This is a genomic window from Clostridium sp. JS66, assembly GCF_033561535.1.
Taxonomy (GTDB): domain Bacteria; phylum Bacillota; class Clostridia; order Clostridiales; family Clostridiaceae; genus Clostridium_AM; species Clostridium_AM carboxidivorans.
Window position 1 is genome coordinate 6,123,180 of sequence record NZ_CP131467.1, and the last position, 21,263, is coordinate 6,144,442.

The 21,263-nt window shown below is 33.9% G+C and carries 26 protein-coding genes; all 26 read right to left on the bottom strand.

What is annotated here, in order from left to right; all coding sequences use genetic code 11:
• Positions 1-3: 3 nt before the first annotated feature.
• The 26 genes from rplR to rplL all read right to left on the bottom strand — a co-directional run bounded on the left by rplR (position 4) and on the right by rplL (position 21,259).
• On the bottom strand, positions 4-363 hold the full coding sequence (gene rplR / locus Q6H37_RS28395; protein WP_007062386.1) for a 50S ribosomal protein L18: 360 nt from the start codon (positions 361-363) through the stop codon (positions 4-6).
• Positions 364-381: 18 nt separating this feature from the next.
• Positions 382-924 (bottom strand): 50S ribosomal protein L6, encoded by a 543-nt coding sequence (gene rplF, locus Q6H37_RS28400; protein ID WP_318738388.1) that lies wholly within the window; start codon positions 922-924, stop codon positions 382-384.
• A 108-nt stretch (positions 925-1,032) separates the two neighbouring features.
• Positions 1,033-1,431, bottom strand: coding sequence for a 30S ribosomal protein S8 (gene rpsH / locus Q6H37_RS28405; RefSeq protein ID WP_007062384.1), 399 nt, complete (start codon positions 1,429-1,431; stop codon positions 1,033-1,035).
• A 31-nt stretch (positions 1,432-1,462) separates the two neighbouring features.
• Positions 1,463-1,648, bottom strand: coding sequence for a type Z 30S ribosomal protein S14 (locus Q6H37_RS28410; protein WP_007062383.1), 186 nt, complete (start codon positions 1,646-1,648; stop codon positions 1,463-1,465).
• A gap of 12 nt (positions 1,649-1,660) precedes the next feature.
• Entirely contained in the window at positions 1,661-2,206 is a 546-nt protein-coding gene (rplE, locus tag Q6H37_RS28415; protein ID WP_007062382.1) for a 50S ribosomal protein L5, read from the bottom strand.
• A gap of 22 nt (positions 2,207-2,228) precedes the next feature.
• Positions 2,229-2,552 carry a 50S ribosomal protein L24 gene (gene rplX, locus Q6H37_RS28420; RefSeq protein WP_007062381.1) on the bottom strand — a complete coding sequence of 108 codons (324 nt, stop codon included), beginning with the start codon at positions 2,550-2,552 and terminating at the stop codon, positions 2,229-2,231.
• Positions 2,553-2,570: 18 nt separating this feature from the next.
• Positions 2,571-2,939, bottom strand: a complete 369-nt coding sequence (gene rplN, locus Q6H37_RS28425; protein ID WP_007062380.1) for a 50S ribosomal protein L14 — start codon at positions 2,937-2,939, stop codon at positions 2,571-2,573.
• 29 nt (positions 2,940-2,968) lie between these two features.
• Positions 2,969-3,223, bottom strand: coding sequence for a 30S ribosomal protein S17 (gene rpsQ, locus Q6H37_RS28430; RefSeq protein WP_007062379.1), 255 nt, complete (start codon positions 3,221-3,223; stop codon positions 2,969-2,971).
• A 20-nt stretch (positions 3,224-3,243) separates the two neighbouring features.
• Positions 3,244-3,447 (bottom strand): 50S ribosomal protein L29, encoded by a 204-nt coding sequence (rpmC, locus tag Q6H37_RS28435; RefSeq protein WP_007062378.1) that lies wholly within the window; start codon positions 3,445-3,447, stop codon positions 3,244-3,246.
• The gene (rplP, locus tag Q6H37_RS28440; protein WP_007062377.1) at positions 3,437-3,880 is read right to left on the bottom strand and encodes a 50S ribosomal protein L16; all 444 of its coding nucleotides are present in this window, start codon (positions 3,878-3,880) and stop codon (positions 3,437-3,439) included. The genes rpmC and rplP overlap by 11 nt, the downstream gene beginning before the upstream one ends.
• A 16-nt stretch (positions 3,881-3,896) precedes the next feature.
• On the bottom strand, positions 3,897-4,568 hold the full coding sequence (gene rpsC, locus Q6H37_RS28445) for a 30S ribosomal protein S3 (protein WP_007062376.1): 672 nt from the start codon (positions 4,566-4,568) through the stop codon (positions 3,897-3,899).
• Between the two features lie 15 nt (positions 4,569-4,583).
• Complete coding sequence (gene rplV, locus Q6H37_RS28450) at positions 4,584-4,919, bottom strand: 50S ribosomal protein L22 (RefSeq protein ID WP_007062375.1); 336 nt, start codon at positions 4,917-4,919, stop codon at positions 4,584-4,586.
• 21 nt (positions 4,920-4,940) lie between these two features.
• Positions 4,941-5,225 (bottom strand): 30S ribosomal protein S19, encoded by a 285-nt coding sequence (gene rpsS, locus Q6H37_RS28455; RefSeq protein ID WP_007062374.1) that lies wholly within the window; start codon positions 5,223-5,225, stop codon positions 4,941-4,943.
• A 63-nt stretch (positions 5,226-5,288) separates the two neighbouring features.
• The gene (gene rplB, locus Q6H37_RS28460; RefSeq protein ID WP_318738398.1) at positions 5,289-6,116 is read right to left on the bottom strand and encodes a 50S ribosomal protein L2; all 828 of its coding nucleotides are present in this window, start codon (positions 6,114-6,116) and stop codon (positions 5,289-5,291) included.
• Between the two features lie 58 nt (positions 6,117-6,174).
• The gene (rplW, locus tag Q6H37_RS28465) at positions 6,175-6,468 is read right to left on the bottom strand and encodes a 50S ribosomal protein L23 (protein ID WP_318738400.1); all 294 of its coding nucleotides are present in this window, start codon (positions 6,466-6,468) and stop codon (positions 6,175-6,177) included.
• A complete protein-coding gene (rplD, locus tag Q6H37_RS28470; RefSeq protein ID WP_007062371.1) occupies positions 6,468-7,088 on the bottom strand; it encodes a 50S ribosomal protein L4 in 621 nt (206 codons plus the stop codon). The genes rplW and rplD overlap by 1 nt, the downstream gene beginning before the upstream one ends.
• 25 nt (positions 7,089-7,113) lie before the next feature.
• Positions 7,114-7,743 carry a 50S ribosomal protein L3 gene (rplC, locus tag Q6H37_RS28475; RefSeq protein WP_318738402.1) on the bottom strand — a complete coding sequence of 210 codons (630 nt, stop codon included), beginning with the start codon at positions 7,741-7,743 and terminating at the stop codon, positions 7,114-7,116.
• Positions 7,744-7,817: 74 nt separating this feature from the next.
• On the bottom strand, positions 7,818-8,126 hold the full coding sequence (rpsJ, locus tag Q6H37_RS28480; RefSeq protein ID WP_007062369.1) for a 30S ribosomal protein S10: 309 nt from the start codon (positions 8,124-8,126) through the stop codon (positions 7,818-7,820).
• A gap of 360 nt (positions 8,127-8,486) precedes the next feature.
• Positions 8,487-9,680: an elongation factor Tu gene (gene tuf, locus Q6H37_RS28485; protein ID WP_318738406.1), complete on the bottom strand. Its 1,194-nt coding sequence runs from the start codon at positions 9,678-9,680 to the stop codon at positions 8,487-8,489.
• Between the two features lie 39 nt (positions 9,681-9,719).
• The gene (gene fusA / locus Q6H37_RS28490; RefSeq protein ID WP_318738408.1) at positions 9,720-11,789 is read right to left on the bottom strand and encodes an elongation factor G; all 2,070 of its coding nucleotides are present in this window, start codon (positions 11,787-11,789) and stop codon (positions 9,720-9,722) included.
• Positions 11,790-11,867: 78 nt separating this feature from the next.
• Complete coding sequence (gene rpsG, locus Q6H37_RS28495; protein WP_007063572.1) at positions 11,868-12,338, bottom strand: 30S ribosomal protein S7; 471 nt, start codon at positions 12,336-12,338, stop codon at positions 11,868-11,870.
• A 165-nt stretch (positions 12,339-12,503) separates the two neighbouring features.
• Entirely contained in the window at positions 12,504-12,881 is a 378-nt protein-coding gene (rpsL, locus tag Q6H37_RS28500) for a 30S ribosomal protein S12 (RefSeq protein WP_007063571.1), read from the bottom strand.
• Positions 12,882-12,996: 115 nt separating this feature from the next.
• Entirely contained in the window at positions 12,997-13,239 is a 243-nt protein-coding gene (locus tag Q6H37_RS28505) for a ribosomal L7Ae/L30e/S12e/Gadd45 family protein (RefSeq protein WP_318738411.1), read from the bottom strand.
• Between the two features lie 112 nt (positions 13,240-13,351).
• Positions 13,352-16,891 carry a DNA-directed RNA polymerase subunit beta' gene (gene rpoC / locus Q6H37_RS28510; RefSeq protein ID WP_318738413.1) on the bottom strand — a complete coding sequence of 1,180 codons (3,540 nt, stop codon included), beginning with the start codon at positions 16,889-16,891 and terminating at the stop codon, positions 13,352-13,354.
• Positions 16,892-16,908: 17 nt separating this feature from the next.
• Positions 16,909-20,607 carry a DNA-directed RNA polymerase subunit beta gene (gene rpoB, locus Q6H37_RS28515; RefSeq protein ID WP_318738415.1) on the bottom strand — a complete coding sequence of 1,233 codons (3,699 nt, stop codon included), beginning with the start codon at positions 20,605-20,607 and terminating at the stop codon, positions 16,909-16,911.
• Positions 20,608-20,893: 286 nt separating this feature from the next.
• The gene (gene rplL / locus Q6H37_RS28520; protein ID WP_007063567.1) at positions 20,894-21,259 is read right to left on the bottom strand and encodes a 50S ribosomal protein L7/L12; all 366 of its coding nucleotides are present in this window, start codon (positions 21,257-21,259) and stop codon (positions 20,894-20,896) included.
• Positions 21,260-21,263 lie beyond the last annotated feature (4 nt).

Below are 21,263 nucleotides of genomic sequence, written 5' to 3' on the forward strand. Positions count from 1 at the left end.
TTCTTAGAATTGTAAACCAGCCTCTCTTGCGCCTTCTGCAAGATTCTGTACTCTTCCGTGATATACGTATCCGCCTCTATCAAAAACTACTTCTTTTATTCCATGTTCAATAGCTCTTTTAGCTATTATTTCACCAACTTTTTTAGCTGATTCCTTATTACTGCCTATACCTTCGAAATCTTTATCCAAAGTTGAAGCAGAAACTAAAGTTTTTCCATTTATATCATCTATTATTTGAGCATATATATTTTTTTCACTTCTATATACTGCAAATCTAGGTCTTTCAGTTGTTCCAAAAATTTTCTTACGAACTCTAAGATGACGTCTTACTCTAGCTTTTTTTCTGTCGTCTTTATTGAACATAAAAGTCACTCCTTTCTATTATTTCTTACCAGTCTTACCTTCTTTACGTCTTATAACTTCGTTTTCGTATTTGATACCTTTTCCCTTATAAGGTTCAGGTTTTCTCCAAGTTCTTATATCTGCTGCAACGGCACCAACTAATTCTTTATCAATACCTCTAACAATAACTTTAGTAGCAGCAGGTGTTTCAAATACTACGCCTTCAACTGGTTCTATTTCAACTGGATGTGAATATCCAAGATTCATAACTAATTTTTTACCTTGTAACTGAGCTCTGTAACCAACACCTACTAATTCTAGTGTTTTTGCATAACCTTCAGTTACTCCGATAACCATGTTATTTATTAGTGCTCTTGTTAATCCGTGAAGAGCTCTTACACTTTTTACATCACTGTCTCTTGTAACAACTACATGGTTGTCTTCAAGAGCTATATTTACATCTTTGCTCATAGCTCTAACAAGTTGGCCTTTTGGTCCTTTTACAGTAACAACGTTGTCTGGTGTTACTGTAACAGTTGCGCCATTTGGTATAGCTACTGGGAGCTTTCCTATTCTTGACATGATTACACCTCCTGTATTCCTATAGGCACATAACAAGCTTAGTTTGCTATATATCCTAATTACTTTGACTTAAGTAATAATACTTTACATTTCTTTTATATCTTCAAATTACCATATGTAGCAAAGAACTTCTCCGCCTACTCCAAGTTTTGTTGCTTCTCTATCTGTAACAATTCCCTTTGAAGTTGATATTACAGCTATTCCTAAGCCATTCAAAACTTTTGGTATTTCTTCTTTTCTGCAATAAACTCTTAGTCCTGGTTTAGATATTCTCTTAAGACCAGTTATAACTCTTTCTTTACTTTGACCATACTTCATTGCAAGTCTTAGCATATTAACAGAACCATCTGTATATTCCTCTACGTCTTTTATATATCCTTCTTGAAGCATTATATTTAAAATATCCTTCTTTATGTTAGAAGAAGGTACTTCTACTATTTCATGTCTAACTATATTTGCGTTTCTTATACGTGTAAGTAAGTCTGCGATAGGATCAGTCATTACCATTTATTGTGCCTCCTTTCATTAACAATCATCATTACCAACTTGCTTTTCTACATCCTGGTATTTCACCTTTGTAAGCAAGTTCTCTGAAACAAATACGGCATATACCAAACTTTCTTAATACAGAATGAGGTCTTCCACAAATTCTGCATCTAGTGTAAGCTCTAGTTGAATATTTCGGTTCCTTATTCCATTTTTCTATTAAAGCTTTACGTGCCACGTTTTTCCCTCCTTATTTCTGAGCGAATGGCATTCCAAGGAATCTTAACAATTCTCTTGCTTCTTCGTCAGTGTTTGCAGTTGTAACGAAGATTATATCCATACCTCTTACTTTGTCTATTTTATCATATTCTATTTCTGGGAACATTAACTGCTCTTTAACTCCTAATGAATAATTTCCTCTTCCATCAAAAGCTTTATCTGAAACTCCTGAGAAGTCTCTAACTCTTGGTAAAGCAACATTCATTAATTTATCTGCAAATTCATACATTTTATCTTTTCTTAATGTAACTTTACATCCTATTGCCATGTCTTCTCTTATTTTAAAGTTAGCAATAGATTTCTTTGCTCTTGTCAAAATTGGTTTTTGACCTGTAATGATTGTTAAATCACTTACTGCTGCTTCTAAAACCTTTGGGTTATCCTTTGCTTCACCAACACCCATATTGATAACTATTTTCTCTAGCTTTGGTATTTCCATTACATTTTTGTATCCGAATTTATCCATTAAAGCCGAACTTACTTCCTTTTGGTATTTTTCTTGTAATCTTGTGATCATTATTTCGCCCTCCTTTCAAAGATTAGAATGTTTCTCCGCACTTTTTGCAAACTCTAACTTTAGTTCCATCTTCTAATAATTTATGGCTTATTCTTGTTACTGATTTACATTTGTCACAGTACAACATTACTTTTGAACTATATATAGGAGCTTCTTTTTTAATTATTCCGCCCTGCATATTTGCTTTATTTGGTTTCTGATGTTTTGTTACTTCATTAATACCTTTAACAAGTACTTTTCCTGTCTTAGGCATTACAGCTAAAACTTCTCCAGTTTTACCCTTATCTTTTCCGGATATAACCATAACCGTGTCTTTTTTTCTAACATGTATTTTATTTAATGCCATTATAGCCACCTCCTTATCTTATAGAACTTCAGGCGCTAATGATAATATTTTTGTAAAATCTTTATCTCTTAGCTCTCTTGCAACTGGTCCGAAGATACGAGTTCCCTTTGGGTTTTTATCTTCTTTTATTATAACAGCAGCATTTTCATCAAATCTAATATAAGAACCATCAGCTCTTCTTAGACCTTTAACTGATCTTACTACAACTGCCTTTACAACTTCACCTTTTTTAACAACACCGCCTGGTGTTGCACTTTTAACGCTAGCAACTATTATATCACCAATGTTTCCCCATTTTCTTTTGGAACCACCTAATACTCTTATACACATAATTTCCTTAGCACCGGAATTATCTGCAACTTTCAACAATGTTTGTTGCTGAATCATTGAAAATACCCTCCTTTCAGCTTTATCTACTATTTAGCCTTTTCAACTATTTCTACAAGTCTCCATCTCTTATCTCTTGATAATGGTCGAGTTTCCATTATTAAAACTCTGTCATTAATTTTTGCTTCATTATTTTCATCATGAGCTTTAAATTTAGTTGTTCTATTAACTGTTTTTCCATATAACGGATGACGAACTTTTGTTTCTATTGCAACTACTATTGTCTTATCCATTTTATCAGAAACAACTCTACCTATTTTTGTTTTTCTATTTCCTCTTTCCACAGAACAAACCTCCTTTCAGTCTATGCCCTTAGCTCTTCTTCTCTAAGGATGGTCTTAATTTGGGCTATAGATTTCTTTACTTCCTTGATTCTCATTGGGTTCTCCAATTGACCTGTGGCTAACTGAAATCTTAAATTGAATAATTCGGCTTTAAGATCTCCTAGTTTACCTTGCAAGTCTAGGGGGTTGCTTTGTCTTAATTCTTGCAATTCTTTAGCCTTCATTATTTTCACCACCCACTTCTTCAAAATCTCTCCTAGTCACAAATTTAGTTTTTAAAGGTAACTTATGTGATGCAAGTCTCATAGCTTCTCTTGCAGTAGTTTCATCAACACCTGATAACTCGAATAATACTCTACCTGGTTTAACAACGGATACCCAATATTCTGGTGATCCTTTACCAGAACCCATACGAGTTTCAGCAGGTTTTTCTGTAACTGGCTTATCTGGGAAAATCTTTATCCAAAGTTTTCCTCCTCTTTTAATGTATCTATTAATAGCTATTCTGGCAGATTCTATTTGATTGCTTGTAATCCATCCACACTCAGTAGCCTGTATAGCAAAATCTCCATATGCTATAAAGTTTCCTCTTGTAGCTTTGCCCTTCATTCTACCACGTTGTACTTTACGACGTTTAACTCTTTTAGGCATTAACATATGATATTCCTCCTTCCTATGCGTTAACTTCTTCCTGATTTTGAGCTACTTTCTTAACTGGAAGAATTTCTCCTCTATATACCCATACTTTAACTCCGATTTTTCCGTATGTTGTATCTGCTTCTGCAAATCCGTAGTCTATATCAGCTCTCAATGTTTGTAGTGGAATTGTACCTTCATGATATTGCTCAGTTCTTGCTATTTCAGCTCCGCCAAGTCTTCCTGAACATGAAGTTTTAACTCCCTTAACGCCTGTTTTCATTGCTCTTTGAATAGTTTGTTTCATTGCTCTTCTGAAAGAAATTCTCTTTTCAAGTTGTTGAGCTACACTTTCAGCCATAAGCTGTGCATCACCTTCTGCTGATTTAACTTCAACTATATTTATTAAAATATTCTTATCAGTAATTATTTTTTGAAGGCTAGCTTTTAAAGCGTTTATTCCTGAACCGCCTTTTCCTATTACCATACCAGGTTTAGCAGTAAATATGTTTAACTTAACTCTCTTAGCTGCTCTTTCAATCTGAATTTTTGAAACTCCAGCTGCAGCAGTTTTAGCCTTTACAAATTCTCTGATTTTATTATCTTCCACTAGGTTATCTGCAAAATTTTTCTTATTTGCATACCATTTAGCATCCCAATCCTTAATTACGCCAACACGTAAACCATGTGGATGTACTTTCTGTCCCATCTATTTCCCTCCTTCTTAAGCTCTTTCTTTAACAACTAGTGTTACGTGACTAGTTCTTTTCTTTATTCTGAAAGCTCTTCCTTGAGCATGTGGTCTAAATCTCTTTAATGTTGGTCCTTGGCATGCATATGCCTCTGCAACATATAAATCATTTATATCCAAACTTAAATTATTTTCTGCATTTGCAACAGCTGATTTTAAAACTTTATTAACCACTTCAGCTGCATCCTTTGGAGTATATTTTAATATAGCAAAAGCTTCATTTACATTCTTTCCTCTTATTAAGTCAAGAACAACTCCTATTTTCATTGATGACATTCTTACATACTTAACTATAGCTTTAGCTTCCATAGATATTACCTCCTTTCTAGACTATTTTAACTTACTTGATTTCTCAGTTCTATCTATATGTCCTTTAAATGTTCTAGTTAATGAAAACTCTCCTAATTTATGTCCTACCATATCCTCTGATATGTACACTGGAACATGTTTTCTTCCATCATGTACTGCAATTGTATGACCTATCATTTGTGGAAATATAGTTGAACTTCTTGACCAAGTTTTTATAACTTTCTTTTCACCTTTTTTATTCATTTCATTTATTCTATTTAAAAGCACTTCTTGAACATAAGGTCCTTTTTTAACTGATCTGCTCACGATTTGGCCTCCCTTCATACAACAGTTAATAGATAGTGAAGAGAATTTACTATTCTCTTCCTACTATTTTCTTCTCTTAATAATAAATCTATCTGAATATTTCTTATGCTTTCTAGTTTTATATCCAAGAGCTGGTTTGCCCCATGGAGTCATTGGACTTGCGTGTCCGACTGGTGATTTACCTTCACCACCACCGTGTGGATGGTCATTAGGATTCATTACAGAACCTCTAACTGTAGGTCTAACACCCATATGTCTTTTTCTACCTGCTTTACCAATGTTTGTGATTTCATGAGTTAAGTTTGAAACTGTTCCTATAGTTGCTCTACACTCTATTTTTACATATCTCATTTCACCACTTGGAAGTCTTAAAGTAGCATATCCGCCTTCTTTAGCCATAAGTTGAGCTGATGTTCCAGCTGATCTAACAAGCTGAGCTCCTTTTCCAACAGATAATTCTACATTATGAACAACTGTACCAACAGGTATATTTTGTAGTGGAAGACAGTTACCAGTTTTTATATCAGAATCTGCTCCTGATACTATAGTATCTCCAACTTTTAATCCAACTGGAGCTATTATGTATCTCTTCTCACCATCAGTATAAACTACAAGAGCTATATATGCAGATCTGTTTGGATCATATTCTACTGTAGCTACTTTAGCTGGAACTGAATCCTTGTTTCTCTTAAAGTCTATCACTCTGTACTTTTGTTTTGCTCCGCCACCAATATGACGAACTGTTATTTTACCGTTTGCATTTCTACCACCAGTTTTCTTTAATGCAACAAGAAGTGATTTTTCTGGAACATTTGTAGTTATTTCTTCAAATGTACTAACAGTCATGTTTCTTCTTGAAGGCGTGGTAGGGTTAAATCCTTTAACTGCCATCGGTATTCCCTCCTTTTTAAGCTTATCTGGTTTCTAACCAATATCGCTATATTTTTAATTACATTCCTTCAAAGAACTCTATTGTCTTACTATCTTCTGTTAGCTTAACAACAGCTTTTTTATAGTCCGCTCTTTTTCCTATGTGTACGCCAACTCTTTTTGTTTTTCCCATGTATCTTGCTGTTTTAACATCTTCAACTTTAACTCCAAATACATCTTCTATTGCTCTTTTGATCATTGATTTGTTAGCGTGTATATCAACTACAAAGGTGTATTTTTTATCACTCATTGAAGACATGCTTTTTTCTGTTACAATAGGTCTTCTTATGATATCATAATTAGTTAATTTCATTATGCATACACCTCCTCAATTTTTGATACAGCATCCTTAGTTATTACAAGTTTTTCATACTTTAACAAGTCATATACATTAAGATTGTTAACTGGTAGTATTTCTACACCTTGTATGTTTCTTGCTGATTTATATGCATTTTCGTTTGATTCAGATGTAACAATTAATGTTTTCTTTGCATTTAATGCATCTAACATTTTTACTACTTCTTTTGTTTTTGGAGCTTCTAATTCCAAGCTTTCCAAAACTACTATCTGTTCATCATTAACTTTGCTTGTAAGAGCTGATTTCATAGCAACTCTTCTCATTGACTTTGGAACTGAAGTTCTATAATCTCTTGGTTTTACTGCAAAAACCATACCACCATGAATCCATTGTGGTGCTCTTATTGAACCCTGTCTTGCTCTACCAGTTCCTTTTTGTCTCCAAGGTTTGATTCCGCCTCCAGAAACTTCAGATCTAGTCTTAGCTGATTGAGTTCCTTGTCTTTTATTTGCAAGTAATGCAACGACTACTTGATGTAATGCGTATTGATTTACTTCAACTCCAAATACGTTATCTGAAAGTTGAACATCTCCAACTTTTTTACCTTCTTTATTAAATAATCCTACTGTAGGCATTCTGTATCCTCCTTTCTACCAAAACTTAAGCTTTAACTGTATTTCTTATTACTACAAAGCCTTTATTAGGTCCTGGTACTCCACCTTTTATTAATATAATGTTTTTCTCAGGCATAACTTTTGCAACTTCTAGGTTTAATACTGTTGTATTTACATTTCCCATATGTCCTGGTAATTTCTTATTTTTAAATGTTCTTGATGGATCTGATGAAGCTCCCATAGAACCTGGTGCTCTATGGAACTTAGAACCGTGGGACATAGGTCCTCTTTGTGCATTCCATCTCTTAATTGTACCTTGGAATCCCTTACCTTTAGAAACTCCAGATACATCTATTTTTTCTCCTGCTGCAAACACATCTGCTTTTATTTCCTGTCCTACTTCATATGCATTTATGTCTTCAACTCTTATTTCTTTTACAAACCTCTTTAAAGCAGCACCAGCTTTTGCAAAGTGTCCTTTCATTGGTTTGTTTACAAGTTTTTCTCTAATATCATCAAATCCTAATTGTATAGCCTCATAGCCATCTTTTTCTGTAGTTTTCTTCTGAAAAACTACGCATGGACCTGCTTCAATTACTGTAACAGGAACTATTTTCCCGTTTTCATCAAATATTTGAGTCATACCAAGCTTTTTACCTAGTATAGCCTTTTTCATACTCTGCACCTCCTCAACGTATTAGCGGATCGTCTTAAACGGTCATAATCGTTAGTAATAGTTATCTATTACAATTATAATTTTATTTCGATATCAACACCTGCTGGTAAGTCTAATCTCATTAGAGCATCAACAGTCTTTGGTGATGGACTTATTATATCTATAAGTCTTTTGTGTGTTCTTATTTCGAACTGTTCTCTAGAATCCTTATACTTGTGTACAGCTCTTAATACAGTTACAACATCTTTTTCTGTTGGTAGTGGTACTGGTCCTGCTACCTTTGCACCTGTTGTTTTTGCTGTTTCTACAATTTTTTCAGCTGATTGATCTAATATGTTGTGATCAAAAGCCTTTAATCTAATTCTTATTTTTTGTTTTGCCATTTCTATTTCCCTCCTTTTCATGCACGCTTTACTTCTTACGTACAACAGCGGATTGGTTATGTAAACTGTTCCGGGTGTTTCTTTATTTTACGCAAAAATATAATTACGCACGGAAAACACCCTCGCAAAACCACCGTCGCCTGGTTCAAGACCTCGGCATACTCAGTCAAGAATTACCCGGAAGCCCGGCAACCTCTTGCCTCATCGCTGTTATCACAATACAACTTCTTAATTATACAATATATTTTTATATTTGACAAGTATTTTTATTTATAAAATGATTTAAATTATTTTATAAAAAAGGAAAGAGCGTCCTCTTTCCTTTTTCTACTGAATGCATTCAAATTTTAAAATCAAAAATTACTCAACGATTTTAGTAACAACGCCTGAACCTACTGTTCTTCCGCCTTCTCTTATTGCAAATCTTAATCCTTCATCCATTGCTACTGGTGTTATTAATTCAACATTCATATCTATGTGATCTCCTGGCATAACCATTTCTACTCCTTCTGGTAATGCGATTGATCCTGTAACGTCTGTTGTTCTGAAATAAAACTGTGGTCTATATCCATTGAAGAATGGTGTATGTCTTCCGCCTTCTTCTTTCTTTAATACGTACACTTGACCTACAAATTTCTTGTGTGGGTGTACTGAACCTGGTTTTGCTAATACTTGACCTCTTTCGATGTCATCTCTTTGTATTCCTCTTAGTAATGCTCCTATGTTATCTCCTGCCATTGCTTGATCAAGAAGCTTTCTGAACATTTCTACTCCTGTTACTGTTGTCTTGCCTTTTTCTTCTTTTAATCCTACGATTTCTACTTCGTCTCCAACTTTTAGTATTCCACTTTCAACTCTTCCTGTTGCAACTGTTCCTCTTCCTGTGATTGTGAATACATCTTCTACTGGCATTAAGAATGCTTTATCTGTTGCTCTTTCTGGTGTTGGAATGTAGCTATCTACTGCATCCATTAATTCGTGTATGCATTTTGTTGCTTCTGCATCATCTGGATTCTCTATTACTTTTAATGCACTTCCTACTATTATTGGAATATCATCTCCTGGGAAGTCATACTCGCTTAATAATTCTCTTACTTCCATTTCTACTAATTCTAATAATTCTGGATCGTCTACTTGGTCTGCTTTATTTAAGAATACTACTATGTAACTTACTCCTACTCTTGATGCTAGTAGTATATGTTCTCTTGTTTGTGGCATTGGACCATCTGCTGCACTTACTACTAAGATTGCTCCATCCATTTGTGCTGCTCCTGTTATCATGTTCTTTACATAGTCAGCATGTCCTGGACAGTCTACGTGTGCATAATGTCTGTTTTCTGTTTCATATTCTACGTGTGCTGTGTTGATTGTGATTCCTCTTTCTTTTTCTTCTGGTGCTTTATCTATTTCGTCATACTTAAATGCTTCTGCTTTTCCTTCTTTTGCTAACACCATTGTTATTGCTGCTGTTAATGTTGTCTTACCATGATCTACGTGTCCTATTGTTCCTATGTTTACATGTGGTTTTGTTCTTTCATATTTTGCTTTTGACATTTTTTATTCCTCCCTAAAATCAATCTGCTTTTTATTAAATTAATTAGTTTTCTTACCAGCTATTTGTTCTTGAATGCTCTTTGGAACTTCTTCATAATGATCAAATACCATTGAGTAAACTCCTCTACCTTGAGTTCTTGATCTCAATGTAGTTGCATATCCAAACATTTCTGAAAGTGGAACAAATGCTCTTATTACTTCAGCACCTGCTCTTGGATCCATTCCTTCGATTCTACCTCTTCTTGAATTAACGTCTCCTATTACATCTCCCATGTATTCTTCTGGAATTACTATTTCAACTTTCATCATAGGTTCAAGTAATGCTGGATCTGCTTTTCCCATAGCATTTTTAAATGCCATAGATCCTGCAATCTTAAATGCCATTTCTGATGAATCGACATCATGGTATGATCCATCAACTAATTTAACTTTGAAGTTTATAACTGGATATCCAGCTACTATACCGCTTTCTGCAGCTTCTTGTATACCATTATCAATTGGTCCTACATATTCCTTTGGAATAGCTCCACCAACAATAGCATTTTCAAATGTATATTCGCCTTCTGTTGGTTCCATTTCTATCCAACAATGACCGTATTGACCACGTCCACCAGACTGTCTAACAAATTTACCTTCAGCTTTAACAGCTTTTCTAATAGTTTCTTTATAAGCAACTTGAGGCTTACCAACATTACATTCTACTTTAAACTCTCTTTGAAGTCTATCAGCAATTATTTCAAGATGAAGTTCTCCCATTCCTGCTATAATTGTCTGTCCTGTTTCTTGGTTAGTAAATGTCTTGAATGTAGGATCTTCTTCTGCAAGCTTAGCTAAAGCTATACCCATTTTTTCTTGACCAGCTTTTGTTTTTGGCTCAATAGCTACTTCTATAACTGGTTCTGGGAATTCCATGCTTTCAAGTACAATTGGATCTGCTTCATCACAAAGAGTATTACCTGTAGTAGTTTCTTTTAATCCAACTATTGCACCTAAATCTCCTGAACGAAGTTCTTCAACTTCTTCTCTATGATTTGCATGCATCTTAACAAGTCTTCCGATTCTTTCTTTTTTGCCCTTAGTTGAGTTATATACATAAGAACCACTTTTCATTATTCCTGAGTAAACTCTAGTAAATGCTAATCTTCCTACAAATGGGTCTGTAGCAATCTTAAATGCTAATGCTGACATTGGAACATTATCATCTGCTGGTCTTTCCATATCTTCTCCAGTTTCAGGATTTGTTCCTTTAATTGCTGGTATATCTAATGGTGATGGCATATAATCAACTACAGCATCTATCATTGGTTGAACACCCTTGTTCTTATATGATGATCCACATGTAACAGGTACTATAGCATTTGCTATAACGCCTTTTCTAATACCCATCTTTATTTCATCTATAGTTAATTCTTCTCCATCAAGATATTTCATCATCAATTCTTCATCTTGTTCAGCAACTGCTTCGATTAAAGCTGTTCTATATTCTGATGCTTTATCTTGCAACTCTGCTGGTATTGCAACTTCGTCCATAACTTTTCCTAAATCATCTTCATATATTATAGCTTCATTGTTAACAAGATCTATGATTCCTTGGAACTTATCTTCAGCTCCTATTGGCAACTGTATTGGAATAGCATTACAATGTAATCTATCTCTTAACATATTTACGCACATATAAAAATCAGCGCCTGTAGAATCCATCTTATTTACATATACCATTCTTGGTACTTTATAATTATCCGCCTGTCTCCATACAGTTTCTGTCTGAGGCTCAACTCCGCCCTTTGCATCTAATACAGTAACCGCTCCATCAAGAACTCTTAGTGATCTTTCAACTTCTACTGTAAAATCCACGTGTCCTGGTGTGTCTATTATGTTTATAGCGTGATCTTTCCACATACAGAAAGTTGCTGCTGAAGTAATTGTTATACCTCTTTCTTGTTCTTGAACCATCCAGTCCATTGTAGCCTGACCTTCATGAACTTCTCCTATTTTATGAGTTCTTCCGGTATAAAAAAGTATACGTTCTGTTGTAGTTGTTTTTCCTGCATCAATGTGAGCCATTATTCCAATATTACGGTATTTGTCTAACGGATGTTGTCTTCCCACTTAATTTTCCTCCTCTAAAGTATAAATTTAAATTTGACAAAACTGTTTTGGCAAAAGCCAAAACAGTTTTGTTCATTATTAATATCTATAATGTGCAAAAGCTTTATTAGCTTCAGCCATTTTATGAGTATCTTCTCTCTTTTTAACAGCTGCACCAGTATTATTAGCGGCATCCATTAATTCTGCTGAAAGTCTTTCTCTCATGCATTTTTCGCCTCTTTTTGATGCTGCAGCAAGCAACCATCTAATTCCTAATGTCTGTCTTCTTTCTGGTCTAACTTCTATAGGAACTTGATATGTAGCACCACCTATTCTTCTTGCTTTAACTTCAAGTAATGGCATTACATTGTTCATTGCCTCTTCAAAAACCTCAATTGGTTCTTTACCTGTTTTTTCACGAATTATATCAAAAGCTTCGTAGCATATTTTTTGTGCTACTCCTTTTTTACCATCTTCCATTACGTTGTTTATAAATTTAGTAACAACCTTACTATTGTATACTGGATCTGGTAATACATCTCTTTTTGCAATATGTCCTTTTCTTGGCACTTTTCTTCCCTCCTTAACAATGTTAAATTTAAGTTCATCGGTACTCGATATCACACTATTTAATGTAATATCGTAAAGTGCTTTGTACTTCTGCAAGTTATTTATTAAATCTATATATAAATGCTGAAGACATAGCACTATTTTTCAAATCAATTTAGCTAAGCATTATTTTTGCTTTGGCTTTTTAGCACCGTATTTTGATCTACTCTGTAATCTGTTAGCAACTCCTGCTGAGTCTAAGGCGCCTCTGATGATGTGATATCTAACACCAGGAAGGTCCTTAACTCTTCCTCCTCTTATAAGAACAACACTATGCTCTTGTAAGTTGTGGCCTACACCTGGAATGTAAGCAGTAACTTCAAACCCATTTGTTAATCTAACCCTAGCAATTTTTCTTAATGCTGAGTTTGGTTTTTTAGGTGTTGTAGTTTTTACTACTGTACAAACTCCTCTCTTTTGAGGACATTCCTTTAGTGCTGGTGCTGTTGATTTAGCACTTATTGTCTTTCTGCCTTTTCTTACTAATTGGCTTATAGTTGGCATATTTACACCTCCTTTAAAAAATATCAACTAACTTAGAAAAATATCTAAGAAGCTAACTAAGTAACAAATTAAAATTTATGTTAAATTATATCTGTAAGCTATTTAAATTGAAAATTTAATCTTTCAACACTGCTGCGGTTGCTGCTCCAACGTCTATTCCACAAAGTTTTCCTAATTCTTTCATACTGTCTACATATACTAGTTCTAAGGATTCTTCCTCGACTAATAACCTTACTGGTTGTATAAACTTATCATCGGCATCTTTTGCTATGTAAACAGTTTTTACAGTTCCTGCCTTTATAGCTTTAATTGTTTGCTTTACACCAACAACCTTATTGCCTTCAAGTCTAAGAATCATTATTACTTTTCCTCCCTTACAGTGCTATGGAGACAAAGTTATAAAAACTTTGTCTCTTTGAAAAACATACAGATGTATTTTATCATTTTAAATCTACTATGTCAACAAATTGTTAAACTTCTATTTCATTATTACTAATTTGTTTTTCCTCTGATTCTTTTTCAGTATTGATTTTGATAGATCTGTACCTTGTCATACCTGTTCCAGCAGGTATCAACTTACCAATAATTACATTTTCTTTTAATCCTAGTAGAGGATCAACTTTTCCTTTAATAGCTGCATCAGTAAGTACTCTTGTTGTTTCTTGGAATGAAGCAGCTGAAAGGAATGAATCTGTAGCCAAAGCAGCCTTAGTTATACCAAGTAATGCAACTCTACCTTGTGCTGGTCTTTCACCTCTAGCTTCTGCTTTTGCATTTTGTTCATCAAAATCAAACATATCTATCATTGTACCTGGTAATAATTCTGTATCACCAGAATCTTCTATTTTTATTTTTCTTGTCATCTGTCTTACTACTACTTCAAGATGTTTGTCATTTATATCAACACCTTGTAATCTATAAACTTTTTGAACTTCAGATAGAAGATAATTTTTAACTCCTAAAACACCTTTAATTCTTATTATATCATGCGGATTAACAGAACCTTCTGTTATTTCATCTCCAGCACTTATTGCATCTCCATTAGATACCTTAATTCTTGAACCAAATGGTATATCATAAGTTACTTCTTCACCTGCATCTGTAATTACAGAAATAGTTCTCTTCTTCTTAGTTTCTTCCATTTTTACGGTACCAGAAACTTCACTTACTATAGCAAGACCCTTAGGTTTTCTAGCCTCAAATAATTCCTCAACTCTTGGAAGACCTTGAGTTATATCAGATCCAGCAACTCCACCAGTATGGAAAGTTCTCATAGTAAGCTGAGTACCTGGTTCTCCTATACTTTGTGCTGCTATTATACCAACAGATTCTCCCATACTTATTTTTTGAGCAGTAGCCATATTCATTCCATAACATTTTGAACATACTCCGTGTTTAGATTTACATGTGAATACAGATCTAATTGTTACTTTTTTGATCCCTAACTTATCAACTTTCTCTGCAATCTTACTATCCATGTAATCATTTTTATGAACTAATATTTCACCAGTATTTGGATCTATTATATCTTCTGCTGAATATCTTCCTGTAAGTCTTTCAGCTAAGCTCTCTATTACTTCGTTTCCTTCCTTTATTTCAGAAACATCATATCCTGCTTGTGTTCCACAATCTTCTTCTCTTACTATAACATCCTGGCTTACATCAACTAACCTTCTTGTCAAATATCCTGAGTCTGCAGTCTTTAAAGCAGTATCTGCATTACCTTTTCTAGCTCCGTGAGTTGATATAAAGTATTCCATTACGTTTAGACCTTCTCTGAATGAAGCTCTTATAGGTAATTCTATAATCTTACCAGATGGATTAGCCATAAGACCTCTCATACCAGCAAGCTGCTTAATCTGGCTCTTAGAACCTCTGGCTCCTGAATCTGCCATCATAAATATTGGGTTGAATCTATCCAAGTTATCCATAAGTGCATCTGCAACATCTTCTGTTGTTTTAGTCCATCTTTCTATAACTCTTTCATATCTTTCATCTTCAGATATGAACCCTCTTCTATACATCTTCTGAATTTTATCAACTGCTGCATCAGTTTCTGCAAGTAATGTTTTCTTAGCTTCAGGGACCTCCATATCTGAAGTAGAAACTGTAATAGCTCCTATACTTGAGTAGTGATATCCTTTTGCTTTTATCTTATCAAGCATTATAGATGTTTTAGTAGCTCCATGCTTCATATAGCATTTATCTATAATTGTACCAAGGTTTTTCTTTGTTACAAGGAAATCTACTTCTAATTTAAACTCATTTTCTGGAAGACTTCTATCAATAAATCCTAAATCTTGTGGTATTGATTCGTTAAATATTATTTTTCCTGGTGTTGTATCTATTATTCCAGTAATAAGTTTTCCATCTTCAATTTTGCTCATTTTTACTTTTATCTTAGCATGAATACTAATTTGCTTTAATTGGTAAACCATAATTACTTCATCTGGTGATGAAAAATATCTTCCTTCTCCTAATTCTTCATCCTTATCTAATGTTAGATAATATGAACCTAGTACCATATCCTGAGTAGGAATAACAACTGGCTTACCATCTGATGGTTTCATTATGTTATGTGCAGCAAGCATTAAAAATCTAGCTTCTGATTGTGCTTCAACAGATAGTGGAACATGGACTGCCATTTGGTCTCCATCAAAATCTGCATTATACGCTGTACATGCTAAAGGATGAAGTTTTATAGCTCTACCTTCTACAAGTACAGGTTGGAATGCTTGAATTCCCAATCTATGAAGAGTCGGAGCACGGTTTAGAAGTACTGGATGATCAGATATTACTTCTTCAAGTACATCCCATACTTGAGATTGAACTCTTTCAACCATTCTCTTAGCACTCTTTATATTATGTGCCACTCCACTTTCAACAAGCTTTTTCATTACAAAAGGCTTAAATAATTCAAGTGCCATTTCTTTTGGAAGTCCGCACTGATACATCTTAAGTTCAGGTCCAACAACTATAACTGAACGTCCTGAGTAGTCAACACGTTTTCCAAGCAAGTTTTGTCTAAATCTTCCTTGCTTACCCTTTAACATATCAGATAATGATTTTAGAGGTCTGTTTCCAGGACCAGTTACTGGTCTTCCCCTTCTTCCATTATCTATAAGTGCATCTACTGCTTCTTGAAGCATTCTTTTCTCGTTTCTAACTATTATGTCTGGTGCACCTAAATCTAAAAGTTTTTTAAGTCTATTATTTCTATTAATAACTCTTCTGTAAAGATCATTTAAATCTGATGTTGCAAATCTTCCACCATCAAGTTGAACCATAGGTCTCAAATCTGGAGGAATTACAGGAATTACATCTATAATCATCCATTCAGGTCTATTTCTAGATTTTCTAAATGACTCTACTACTTCAAGTCTTCTTATTATTCTTACTTTCTTCTGTCCTGTGCTAGTTTTTAAATCCTCTTTTAACTCAATAGATGATTGTTCCAAATCTATTTCTTCTAAAAGTCTTTTAATAGACTCAGCACCCATTCCAGCAACAAAACTTTCATCACCATATTTATCAACAGCTTCCCTATATTCTTTTTCATTTAGCAGTTGTTTTTTTAGTAATGGAGTTTCTTTAGGATCTAATACAACATAAGATGCAAAATATAGTATTTTTTCTAGCGCTCTTGGTGACATATCTAATATAAGTCCCATACGTGATGGTATTCCCTTAAAGTACCAAATATGAGATACAGGTGCTGCCAATTCTATATGTCCCATTCTCTCACGTCTTACTTTAGCTTTAGTAACTTCTACACCACATCTATCACATACTATGCCTTTGTATCTTATTCTTTTATATTTACCGCAGTGACATTCCCAGTCTTTTATAGGTCCAAAAATTCTTTCACAAAATAGCCCGTCTCTTTCAGGTTTCAAAGTTCTGTAATTTATTGTTTCAGGCTTTTTTACTTCACCTCTTGACCATTCTCTTATTTTTTCTGGTGAAGCCAACCCTATTTGTAATGCATCAAAATTATTTAATTCAAACAAGGGTACATCCTCCCTTCCTAATGTTCGTCATTAAAATCATCTATTTCTAAATTACCTTGAATTTCATCTAAAGATAAGTCATCATAGTCAAGTTCTAAATCTTCATCACTATCTTCAGATTCAACATAATCATCAGTTGGAGTTGGTGGAACGAACTCTTCGCTTCCTTCAATATTTACACCTAAATCTTGTATTTCTTCATCTACAGATTCTTTTAATTTAATTTCTTGATTGTCATCATTAAGCACTTTTACATCTAAGCATAAAGCCTGCAATTCTTTTATAAGAACCTTAAATGATTCAGGAACTCCAGGTTCTGGTATATTCTCACCCTTAACAATAGCTTCATAAGTCTTAACTCTTCCTACAACGTCATCAGATTTAACTGTTAATATTTCTTGAAGTGTATGAGCAGCACCATATGCTTCTAAAGCCCAAACTTCCATTTCTCCAAATCTTTGTCCTCCGAACTGTGCTTTACCACCTAATGGCTGTTGAGTAACTAATGAATATGGTCCAGTAGATCTAGCATGTATTTTATCATCAACCAAATGTGCAAGTTTTAATATATACATGTATCCAACTGTTACTGGATTGTCAAATGCGTCTCCAGTTCTTCCATCATATAGTACTGTTTTTCCACTCTCATCATATCCTGCATCCTTTAAACATTGTACTATATCTTCTTCCGTTGCTCCATCAAATACAGGAGTTGCTATATGCCATCCCATTTCACTAGCTGCCCATCCTAAGTGAACTTCAAGTACCTGACCTATGTTCATACGAGAAGGAACTCCTAGCGGATTCAAACATATTTGAAGTGGTCTTCCATCTGGTAAGAAAGGCATATCTTCTTCTGGTAACACTCTTGATATAACACCTTTGTTACCATGTCTTCCTGCCATTTTATCTCCTACAGATATTTTTCTCTTTTGAACTATATAGCATCTAACTAACTTGTTAACTCCTGGTGGAAGTTCATCTCCATTTTCTCTTGTAAATATTTTCACATCTACAATTATACCAGCTTCACCATGAGGTACTCTAAGCGAAGTATCTCTTACTTCCCTAGCTTTTTCTCCGAATATTGCTCTAAGTAATCTTTCTTCTGCTGTAAGTTCTGTTTCTCCCTTTGGAGTAACTTTACCTACTAATATATCTCCAGACCTTACCTCGGCACCTATTCTTATTATTCCTCTTTCATCTATATCCTTTAAAGCATCTTCACCAACATTTGGTATATCTCTTGTTATTTCTTCTGGTCCTAATTTTGTATCTCTTGCTTCTGCTTCATATTCTTCTATATGAATTGATGTAAACACATCTTTTTTAACTAGTTCTTCTGATATAAGCATAGCATCTTCATAGTTATAACCTTCCCATGTTATAAATCCCATTCTTATGTTTTTACCTAATGCAATTTCTCCAAGGTCTGTAGATGGTCCATCTGATAATACTGTTCCCTTATCTACTTTTTCACCTTTACTTACTATAGGTCTTTGATTTATACATGAACTTTGGTTAGATCTTTTAAATTTTAAAAGTCTATAGGTATCTATGCCACCATCTGAATCCCTTTTTACTCTTACTTCATTAGCACTAACATAAATAACTGTTCCAGCATTTTTAGCCTTAGGAAGAACCCCTGAATCTACAGCTGCTTTAAACTCTATACCTGTTCCTACAATAGGAGCTTGAGGTTTTAATAGAGGTACTGCTTGACGCTGCATGTTAGATCCCATAAGCGCACGGCTGGCATCATCATTCTCAAGGAATGGTATCATAGCTGTAGCTACAGAAACTATCTGTCTAGCAGATATATCCATAAGATCAACATCTTGAGCTGGAACTACAAGTACATCTTCTTGATCTCTTACTGTTACTTTACTGTCTATAAAATGTCCCTCTTCATCAAGCGGTTCATTTGCCTGAGCAATAACATATTCATCTTCTTCGTCTGCTGTCATATATACTATTTTCTTTTGAACTGTACCAGTCTTTTTATCTACTATTCTATAAGGTGTTTCTATAAATCCATACTCATTTACCTTTGCATAAGCAGCCAATGAGTTAATAAGTCCTATATTTGGACCTTCTGGTGTTTCTATAGGACACATTCTACCATAATGTGAATGGTGAACGTCTCTAACTTCAAAACCAGCCCTTTCTCTTGAAAGTCCACCTGGTCCTAATGCTGATAGTCTTCTCTTATGAGTAAGTTCTGATAACGGATTTGTTTGATCCATAAACTGTGAAAGCTGTGAACTACCAAAGAATTCTTTTATAGCAGCTGCCACAGGTCTAATATTTATCAAAGCTTGTGGAGTTATAACTTCTTGATCTTGAATAGTCATTCTTTCTTTAACTACTCTTTCCATTCTAGATAGACCTATTCTAAATTGATTCTGAAGTAATTCACCAACAGATCTAAGTCTTCTATTACCAAGATGATCAATATCATCTGTATGACCAATATCGTATGGTAATCCTAGCTCATAATTTATAGTAGTATATATATCATCTCTTATTATATGTTTTGGTATCAATGCATGTATATTCTTCTTAATTTGTTCTTTTATACTATCTTCATCACTATAATTATCCAATATTTGTTTTAAAACAGGATAATGTACAAGTTCTTTTATATTTAAGTCATCTATATTAAAGTCCACAAAATTATGTATGTTTACAAAGTTATTACCTATAATTTTTATAACTCTATCCTCAAGTTGAACATTTACCATATTAGCGCCACAATTTTGAATTTCTAGAGCTTTTTCTCTACTTATTTTTTCACCCTTTTCAACAAGTATTTCACCTGTTTGTGGGTTAACAATATCTTGTGCAGATATCTGATTGGCAATTCTAAGATTTAAAGCCAACTTTTTATTAAACTTATATCTTCCAACCCTTGAAAGATCATATCTCTTAGGATCAAAAAATAATGATTCAATAAGTGATTGAGCACTATCAACTGTAGGTGGTTCACCTGGTCTTAATCTCTTATATATTTCAAGTAGTGCCTCTTCACGTGTTTTTGTATTATCTTTTTCTATTGTTGCTTTTAATCTTTCATCTTCGCCAAAAAACTCAGTAATTTCGGCATCTGTTCCATAACCCATTGCTCTTGCAAGAATAGTTATAGGTAATTTTCTTGTTTTGTCTATTCTTACATATATTATGTCATTGGAATCTGTTTCATATTCTAGCCAAGCACCTCTGTTTGGTATTACTGTTGCAGAAAAAAGTTTTTTACCTGTTTTATCAACTGACATATCATAATAAACACCTGGTGATCTTACCAATTGACTAACTATTACTCTTTCAGCTCCATTAATAATAAACGTTCCTTGCTCTGTCATAAGAGGAAAATCTCCCATGAAAACTTCCTGTTCTTTTACTTCACCAGTCTCTTTGTTTAATAGTCTAACTTTTACTTTTAAAGGCGCTGCATACGTAGAATCTCTTTCTTTGCATTCTTCAACAGTGTATTTAATATTATCCATATCTAGTTTGTATCCAACAAATTCTAGATTTAGATTACCTGTATAATCCTGAATAGGATTAATATCATCAAATACTTCCTGTAAACCTTCCTTTAAAAACCAATTATAGGAATTTAGCTGTACCTCAATTAAATTAGGCATTTCACCTACTTCTTTAAGTTTGGAAAAGCTCATTCTTGTTCTCTTACCAACCTGGACAGGATGTACCATTGACTCTCACCCCTTGCATAAACTAAAAATAACCAAAAACACAACTTTCTTATATAGTAGGTGCTTCTGGATTGATTACATTACCATCAAATTATTATAACCTATTTTTCATAATTAATTCAAATCATTTAAATTAAAAATTAAATATATGTTTAATTTTTAATTAATCAATGCAATTTATTATTTTATCATAACATGTTTAAATTGTCAATTGCTTTCTACAATTATATAAAATGTTTTAAAAAAGAGGCACTTTTTATAAAGTGCCTCTTTAATTTGTGAATTACTATTTTATTTCAACAGTAGCTCCAACTTCTGAAAGTTTAGCTTTTATAGCTTCAGCATCTTCTTTACTTACGCCTTCTTTTAATGTCTTAGGAGCTCCATCAACTACTTCTTTAGCTTCTTTCAATCCTAATCCTGTTATCTCTCTAACAGCTTTTATAACTTTAATCTTTTCTGAACCTGCTTCTGCTAATACTACATCAAATTCAGTTTTTTCTTCTGCAGCAGCACCTGCAACAGCACCACCTGCAACAGCAACTGGAGCAGCAGCACTTACACCAAATTCTTCTTCACATGCTTTAACTAATTCGTTTAATTCTAAAACGCTCATTTCTTTTATAGCTTGAATTATTTCTTCTCTTGTCATTATT

What these genes read in the sequence shown, in the direction of transcription:
- rplR (WP_007062386.1), bottom strand. Translation starts at nt 363, where the DNA reads ATGTTCAATAAAGACGACAGAAAAAAAGCTAGAGTAAGACGTCATCTT.
- rplF (WP_318738388.1), bottom strand. Translation starts at nt 924, where the DNA reads ATGTCAAGAATAGGAAAGCTCCCAGTAGCTATACCAAATGGCGCAACT.
- rpsH (WP_007062384.1), bottom strand. Translation starts at nt 1,431, where the DNA reads ATGGTAATGACTGATCCTATCGCAGACTTACTTACACGTATAAGAAAC.
- rplE (WP_007062382.1), bottom strand. Translation starts at nt 2,206, where the DNA reads ATGATCACAAGATTACAAGAAAAATACCAAAAGGAAGTAAGTTCGGCT.
- rplX (WP_007062381.1), bottom strand. Translation starts at nt 2,552, where the DNA reads ATGGCATTAAATAAAATACATGTTAGAAAAAAAGACACGGTTATGGTT.
- rplN (WP_007062380.1), bottom strand. Translation starts at nt 2,939, where the DNA reads ATGATTCAGCAACAAACATTGTTGAAAGTTGCAGATAATTCCGGTGCT.
- rpmC (WP_007062378.1), bottom strand. Translation starts at nt 3,447, where the DNA reads ATGAAGGCTAAAGAATTGCAAGAATTAAGACAAAGCAACCCCCTAGAC.
- rplP (WP_007062377.1), bottom strand. Translation starts at nt 3,880, where the DNA reads ATGTTAATGCCTAAAAGAGTTAAACGTCGTAAAGTACAACGTGGTAGA.
- rpsC (WP_007062376.1), bottom strand. Translation starts at nt 4,568, where the DNA reads ATGGGACAGAAAGTACATCCACATGGTTTACGTGTTGGCGTAATTAAG.
- rplV (WP_007062375.1), bottom strand. Translation starts at nt 4,919, where the DNA reads ATGGAAGCTAAAGCTATAGTTAAGTATGTAAGAATGTCATCAATGAAA.
- rplB (WP_318738398.1), bottom strand. Translation starts at nt 6,116, where the DNA reads ATGGCAGTTAAAGGATTTAACCCTACCACGCCTTCAAGAAGAAACATG.
- rplW (WP_318738400.1), bottom strand. Translation starts at nt 6,468, where the DNA reads ATGAAATTAACTAATTATGATATCATAAGAAGACCTATTGTAACAGAA.
- rplD (WP_007062371.1), bottom strand. Translation starts at nt 7,088, where the DNA reads ATGCCTACAGTAGGATTATTTAATAAAGAAGGTAAAAAAGTTGGAGAT.
- rplC (WP_318738402.1), bottom strand. Translation starts at nt 7,743, where the DNA reads ATGAAAAAGGCTATACTAGGTAAAAAGCTTGGTATGACTCAAATATTT.
- rpsJ (WP_007062369.1), bottom strand. Translation starts at nt 8,126, where the DNA reads ATGGCAAAACAAAAAATAAGAATTAGATTAAAGGCTTTTGATCACAAC.
- tuf (WP_318738406.1), bottom strand. Translation starts at nt 9,680, where the DNA reads ATGTCAAAAGCAAAATATGAAAGAACAAAACCACATGTAAACATAGGA.
- rpsL (WP_007063571.1), bottom strand. Translation starts at nt 12,881, where the DNA reads ATGCCAACTATAAGCCAATTAGTAAGAAAAGGCAGAAAGACAATAAGT.
- Q6H37_RS28505 (WP_318738411.1), bottom strand. Translation starts at nt 13,239, where the DNA reads ATGATTCTTAGACTTGAAGGCAATAAGGTTGTTGGTGTAAAGCAAACA.
- rpoB (WP_318738415.1), bottom strand. Translation starts at nt 20,607, where the DNA reads ATGGTACATCCTGTCCAGGTTGGTAAGAGAACAAGAATGAGCTTTTCC.
- rplL (WP_007063567.1), bottom strand. Translation starts at nt 21,259, where the DNA reads ATGACAAGAGAAGAAATAATTCAAGCTATAAAAGAAATGAGCGTTTTA.